The 5,540-nt window shown below is 62.6% G+C and carries 6 protein-coding genes and 1 tRNA gene; 2 read left to right on the top strand and 5 right to left on the bottom strand.

Translation table 11 applies throughout. The annotated features are described in order from the left end of the window. Positions 1 to 481 precede the first annotated feature (481 nt). The 5 genes from ACPZMI_RS00240 to dapA all read right to left on the bottom strand — a co-directional run bounded on the left by ACPZMI_RS00240 (position 482) and on the right by dapA (position 4,173). A tRNA-Ser gene (locus ACPZMI_RS00240) sits at positions 482 to 571 on the bottom strand. 91 nt (positions 572 to 662) lie between these two features. Then, entirely contained in the window at positions 663 to 1,373 is a 711-nt protein-coding gene (gene purC / locus ACPZMI_RS00235; protein WP_063545856.1) for a phosphoribosylaminoimidazolesuccinocarboxamide synthase, read from the bottom strand. 29 nt (positions 1,374 to 1,402) lie between these two features. Beyond that, positions 1,403 to 2,161 (bottom strand): MBL fold metallo-hydrolase, encoded by a 759-nt coding sequence (locus ACPZMI_RS00230; protein WP_426351426.1) that lies wholly within the window; start codon positions 2,159 to 2,161, stop codon positions 1,403 to 1,405. Beyond that, a complete protein-coding gene (gene bamC / locus ACPZMI_RS00225; protein ID WP_065862225.1) occupies positions 2,162 to 3,277 on the bottom strand; it encodes an outer membrane protein assembly factor BamC in 1,116 nt (371 codons plus the stop codon). Positions 3,278 to 3,294: 17 nt separating this feature from the next. Next, entirely contained in the window at positions 3,295 to 4,173 is an 879-nt protein-coding gene (gene dapA, locus ACPZMI_RS00220; protein ID WP_426351425.1) for a 4-hydroxy-tetrahydrodipicolinate synthase, read from the bottom strand. Positions 4,174 to 4,433: 260 nt separating this feature from the next. On the opposite strand from dapA, the gene ACPZMI_RS00215 reads away from it, so the two are divergent. Then, complete coding sequence (locus ACPZMI_RS00215; protein ID WP_054890967.1) at positions 4,434 to 4,991, top strand: glycine cleavage system transcriptional repressor; 558 nt, start codon at positions 4,434 to 4,436, stop codon at positions 4,989 to 4,991. A 9-nt stretch (positions 4,992 to 5,000) separates the two neighbouring features. Next, the gene (locus ACPZMI_RS00210) at positions 5,001 to 5,474 is read left to right on the top strand and encodes a peroxiredoxin (RefSeq protein ID WP_054890968.1); all 474 of its coding nucleotides are present in this window, start codon (positions 5,001 to 5,003) and stop codon (positions 5,472 to 5,474) included. Positions 5,475 to 5,540 lie beyond the last annotated feature (66 nt).

The raw sequence follows: 5,540 nt of genomic DNA, 5'->3' as shown, positions 1-5,540 counted from the left end.
CTAGGCTCTGTATGAAAAACCTTGATACTCGGTGATGCTGCGTTGAAAACAGCCTGGTGCGCCAGCCCGGTCGGAATGCTCATTTACAACCCGTAAAGTCGAGCGCGACCCCGGCCGTTCCTCGGCTGTTTTCGCCTTGCCTGATCTTCGTCTCAAGGCTTTTCATACAGACCCTAGCATCCTGGTCAAAGCCATCCTGACCAGGCCTCTGATCGCGGCAGCTCCTGACCCCAAAACAATCGTCGGTCTACAATGCTCAAGGCAACACCCAGATCCTGAACAACCTGTTTCAAAAGGAATTCGAGTTTCAGTGATCGAAGCGGCCTGTCACAGCCGGTCGTTGAATTGGCAACGACCCGGCAGACTAGAGGCCGAAGCGCTGATATCTGCCGCAAACTCTTGAGAGCCTCGAGCCTACCTATCGTCGAATTTTGCCCATAAAAAAGCCCCGCTGATTTTCATCAGCGGGGCTTTTCATGTATGGCGGAGAGATAGGGATTTGAACCCTAGGTACTGTTGCCAGTACAACGGATTTCGAATCCGTCCCGTTCGACCACTCCGGCATCTCTCCAGTGGCGCGCATCATACCAGCGTTTTCGTTTCTGGCAAACCTTTTTCGAAAAAAATTCGCGTGGTATCAGGCGCTTGCGTGAGCGTGCGGGTTACAGCGGCACGCCCAGGCGCTTGGCGACTTCTTCGTAGGCTTCGATGACATCGCCCAGCCCCTGGCGGAAGCGGTCCTTATCCATCTTCTTGCGGGTTTCCTTGTCCCACAGGCGGCAGCCATCAGGGCTGAACTCGTCGCCCAGGACGATCTGGCCGTGGAACACGCCGAACTCGAGCTTGAAGTCAACCAGCAGCAGGCCAGCGTCATCGAACAGCTTGCTCAGCACTTCGTTGACCTTCAGCGACAGCTTCTTCATCTCGACCAACTGCTCGGCGGTGCCCCAGCCGAACGCGACAACGTGGGATTCGTTGATGAAGGGGTCGCCCTTTTCGTCGTTCTTCAGGAACAGCTCGAAGGTCGAAGGCGTCAGCTGGATGCCTTCCTCGACGCCCAGGCGCTTGACCAGGCTGCCGGCAGCGTAGTTACGCACGACGCACTCGACCGGGATCATGTCCAGCTTCTTGACCAGGCACTCGTTGTCGCCCAGCAGCTTGTCGAACTGGGTCGGCACGCCGGCTTCTTCGAGCTTCTGCATGATGAAGGCGTTGAACTTGTTGTTGACCATGCCTTTGCGGTCCAGCTGCTCGATGCGCTTGCCGTCGAACGCCGAGGTGTCGTTACGGAACAGCAGGATCAAGCGGTCGGCGTCGTCGGTCTTGTAAACCGATTTGGCCTTGCCGCGGTAGAGTTCGTCGCGTTTTTCCATGATGGGCTCCGCTTGCTTGAGTGGTTGGGCTAGGCGATTTCGCGCCAGTCGAGCCCGTGTTCCTGATTCGCCACCTGGAGCCAGTCCGGATCGCACCCCAGGGTGTCGACGAAGCACTGACGGGCCAGTTGTGGCAGGTTGTTCTTGCTGCTGAGGTGGGCCAGCACCAGGTGTTGCAGGTGCTTCCAGCCCAGCTCGGCCACCAGGTTGGCAGCCTGGTGGTTGTTCAGATGTCCTTGGCTGCCGCCAACCCGCTGCTTGAGAAAGTACGGGTAGTGCCCGCGCGCCAGCAGGTCACGGCAGTGATTGGCCTCGATCAGCAACGCGTCGAGGCCCTCGTAACGCTCCAGCAGGTACGTATCGTAGCTGCCCAGGTCGGTGAGCATGCCGAAACGCCGGCGCCCGTCACTGATCACGTATTGCAGGGGTTCGAGCGCATCGTGCTCGACCCGCGCGGCACTGACCTGCAGGCTGCCAATGTCCAGTACGTCGCCACAACCGAGAAAACCGGCGACCTCCACCGGCTTGCGCATGCCGCGCAAAGTCCCTTGGCTGAGGTAGACCGGTACATTGTAGCGCCGCGACAGCAACCCGACGCCATGCACGTGGTCGGCATGTTCGTGGGTCACCAGCACGGCGCTCAGTTGTGCTGCCGATACCCCGAGCAGCGCCAGGCGCCGCTCGGTCTCGCGCAGGGAGAAGCCGCAATCGACCAGGACGAAGGTATCGTCACTGGCGATCAGCGTGCCATTTCCCTGGCTACCGCTTCCCAGTACCGCGAAGCGCACTTAGCCCAGACGGTCCTGGATCGCGCTCAGCACGCGGCGGGCCACATCGGCCGGGGCCACGGTGTTGATGTTCTTCTCGACGGTGACCTGGACCGACTCGCCCACCTTGCTCAGGCGCACCTGGTAGCGCTCGGCGCGTGCTTCACGCTCTTCCTTGCTCGGCGCGCTGCCGAACAGGCGGCTGAAGAAGCCCGGCTCGTTCTGCTTGTCCTCGGGTTTCTCGGACAGGTTGATGTAGTACAGGCCCAGGCTGCGGTTGATGTCCTCGACACGCCATTCGCCCTGCTCCAGGGCGCGGCCTACGCCAGACCAGGCGCGGTCCAGGTCCGAGCCCAGGAACAGCACCGGGTTGCCGCTGCCGTCCTCGCTCAGGCTGACCTGGCTTGGGGCATCGAAATCGCGCGCCGCCAGCAGCGACACCGAACCGCCCTTCTCGGCGCTGCGGTTCATGCTGGCCAGCAGTTCGTCGACCAGCAGCGCATCGACGCCGGTGTTGCTCGACGTGCTCGGGAAGCCAGGCTCGGCGGTGCTGCCGGCCGGACGCTCGACACTGACCACGTATACCTCGGAGGTATTGCGCTGCACGCCGGGCTCCATGCGCACACGGACGCGCACTTCGCTGTCCGGGCTGCTGGAGGTGCTGGCCAGGCGCTGGCCGAGCGAGGCAGACAGCTCATCGAAGCGCTGCCAGGTGGTGTTGAACTCACCCGTCTGCGGACGCTCTTCGGCAATGCGGAAACCATTGTCTTCAAAGTACTGGCGCGCGACCGGCCAGACTTCGGCCGGCGAGCGCTGGGCCAGCACCCAACGGTTGGCACCGCTGCGCTGCAGGGTGAAATCGCTGACGTCGGCGCTGGCCGACAGCGGCTGCGGACGCGGAACTTCGAACTCGCCAGTGGCGTTGTCGTCGGCCACGTTGCGCGGGATCGGCAGCAGCGGATCCAGGCGCTTGACGTTGGCGGCGTCCGGCGGCAGTTGCATCGGCGCAGTCGGGTGCGCCTGCAGGTAATCGCTGCCACGGTCGCGGAAATAGCCATCCTCGCCCCACAGCCAGCCGCACCCGCTGGTGCTGGAGATGATCAGGGCGAGCGCGGAAAGACCAGCCAGTCGCTTCATGCGGTGTACTTCCTCGATTAAACCAGTACGCCGGACTGGCGCAAGGCAGTACGGACTTTTTCGTGACAGCCTTCGCTCAGCCAGGTCAGCGGCAGGCGAATGCCCTTGTGCATCAGGCCCATTTCCACCAGCGCCCACTTCACAGGGATCGGGTTGGCTTCGCAGAACAGGTCTTTGTGCAGCGGCATGAGTTGTTCGTTGATCGCGCGGGCCTTCTCGGCATTGCCCTCAAGGGCGGCCTCGCACAGATCGGCCATTTCGCGCGGGGCGACGTTGGCGGTGACGGAAATATTGCCCTTGCCGCCCATCAGGATCAGCTCGACGGCCGTCGGGTCATCGCCGGACATGACGATGAAGTCCTTGCTCACGCCGTCGATGATCGCCTTGGCGCGGGCCAGGTCGCCGGTGGCTTCCTTGATGCCGATGATGTTCGGCACGGTGGACAGGCGGATAACGGTCTCGGCCTGCATGTCGCAGGAGGTGCGGCCGGGCACGTTGTAGAGGATCTGCGGGATGTCGACGGCTTCGGCGATGTGCTTGAAGTGCTGGTACAGGCCTTCCTGGGTCGGCTTGTTGTAGTACGGCACCACCAGCAGGCAGGCGTCGGCACCGGCGTTCTTGGCGTTCTGGGTCAGGTGCACGGCTTCGGCGGTGGAGTTGGCGCCAGTGCCGGCGATGACCGGGATGCGGCCAGCGACGCGCTTGACCACGCGCTCGATGACCTGGATGTGTTCTTCGACGGTCAGGGTGGCGGATTCACCGGTGGTGCCGACAGCAACGATCGCGTGGGTGCCTTTTTCCAGGTGGAAGTCTACAAGTTTATCGAGGCTGCCCCAATCCAGACGCCCTTGTGCATCCATGGGTGTGACCAATGCCACCATACTGCCCGCGATCATGAAACTGCTCCTGCCGGAAAAAGAGAGCGGTAATGGTACTGGCGCCATCGACCTTGCACAAGCGAAGCTGGCGGGCGGAGCATTCCCCTCGGCGTCGCTTTTCGCTACCCTTGATTCTTTGATCGGCGCAGTGCGGCCCGCCGGGCCGTCGACAGTGCTCCACGCCAGTACTTCGTCATGCCCCACAGGGCTGCGAATAAGGGCGACAGTGAGGCTTGCTCTCGTCCTTCGCCGACCGCTCATCGCTTTAGGAATGCTGCATGTCCACCGCCCCCCGCGAACAATTCCTCGTCATCAGTGCCCTGGGCCCCAATCCCATGGAGCTTGCCAACGTCCTCAGCCGCGCCGCTTTCGAAAACCGCTGTGCGGTCGTCACCTCGCGCCTGTCGCGCCACGGCGAAACCAGCGCCCTGGTATTGCAGGTCGGTGGCAGCTGGGATGCCCTGGCCCGTCTTGAGACCACCCTGCCCGGCCTTGGCAAGAAGCATGGCCTGACCCTCGACGTGGTGCGCAGCGCCGAGCAGGAGGTGCGCCCGCAGGCACTGCCCTACGTGGCCTACGTCAGCGCCGCCTATCGCCCGGACATCATCAACGAGCTGTGCCAGTTCTTCCTCGACCACCGCGTCGAGCTCGACGGGATGACCTGCGACACCTACCTCGCCCCGCAGACTGGCAGCAGCATGCTCAACGCACAGTTCACCGTGATCCTGCCGGCCGGCACCCAGATCAGCTGGCTGCGCGACCAGTTCCTGGATTTCGCCGACGCCCTGAACCTGGACGCGCTGATCGAACCCTGGCGTCCACAGAACCCTGTCTAAGGAGCTCCCATGGCCGTTGCCATCGACCAACCCGTTGCCGACTTCCAGGCCCAGGCCACCAGTGGCCAGACCATCAGCCTGTCCGCGCTCAAGGGCCAGCAGGTGGTGTTGTACTTCTACCCCAAGGACAGCACGCCGGGCTGCACCACCCAGGGCCAGGGTTTCCGTGACCAGCACGAAGCTTTCAAGGCTGCCAACACCGTGGTGCTGGGCGTCTCGCGTGATGGCATCAAGTCGCACGAGAACTTCAAGGCCAAGCAAGGCTTCACCTTCGAGCTGATCAGCGACAAGGACGAGGCGCTGTGCCAGCTGTTCGACGTGATCAAGCTGAAGAAGCTGTATGGCAAGGAATACCTGGGTGTGGACCGCAGCACCTTCCTGATCGACAAGGACGGTGTGCTGCGCCAGGAATGGCGCGGGGTGAAGGTGCCCGGGCATGTGGATGCGGTGCTGGCGGCAGCGCAGGCCCTGAACAAGGCCTGATATCACCTTGAATTTTTTCGCGGGCAAGCCCGCTCCTACAGGTGTAGGAGCGGGCTTGCCCGCGAA

The sequence above is a fragment of the Pseudomonas wayambapalatensis genome, from assembly GCF_049942315.1.
GTDB classification, from domain to species: Bacteria; Pseudomonadota; Gammaproteobacteria; order Pseudomonadales; family Pseudomonadaceae; genus Aquipseudomonas; species Aquipseudomonas wayambapalatensis.
The sequence above is the reverse complement of the archived record's forward strand: the minus strand, read 5'-3'. Positions and strand labels throughout refer to the sequence as shown.

Bases quoted from the DNA above. Each gene is read 5' to 3' on its own strand.
- bamC (WP_065862225.1), bottom strand. From the start codon at position 3,277: ATGAAGCGACTGGCTGGTCTTTCCGCGCTCGCCCTGATCATCTCCAGC.
- ACPZMI_RS00215 (WP_054890967.1), top strand. From the start codon at position 4,434: ATGTCCACCGCCCCCCGCGAACAATTCCTCGTCATCAGTGCCCTGGGC.
- ACPZMI_RS00210 (WP_054890968.1), top strand. From the start codon at position 5,001: ATGGCCGTTGCCATCGACCAACCCGTTGCCGACTTCCAGGCCCAGGCC.
- dapA (WP_426351425.1), bottom strand. From the start codon at position 4,173: ATGATCGCGGGCAGTATGGTGGCATTGGTCACACCCATGGATGCACAA.
- purC (WP_063545856.1), bottom strand. From the start codon at position 1,373: ATGGAAAAACGCGACGAACTCTACCGCGGCAAGGCCAAATCGGTTTAC.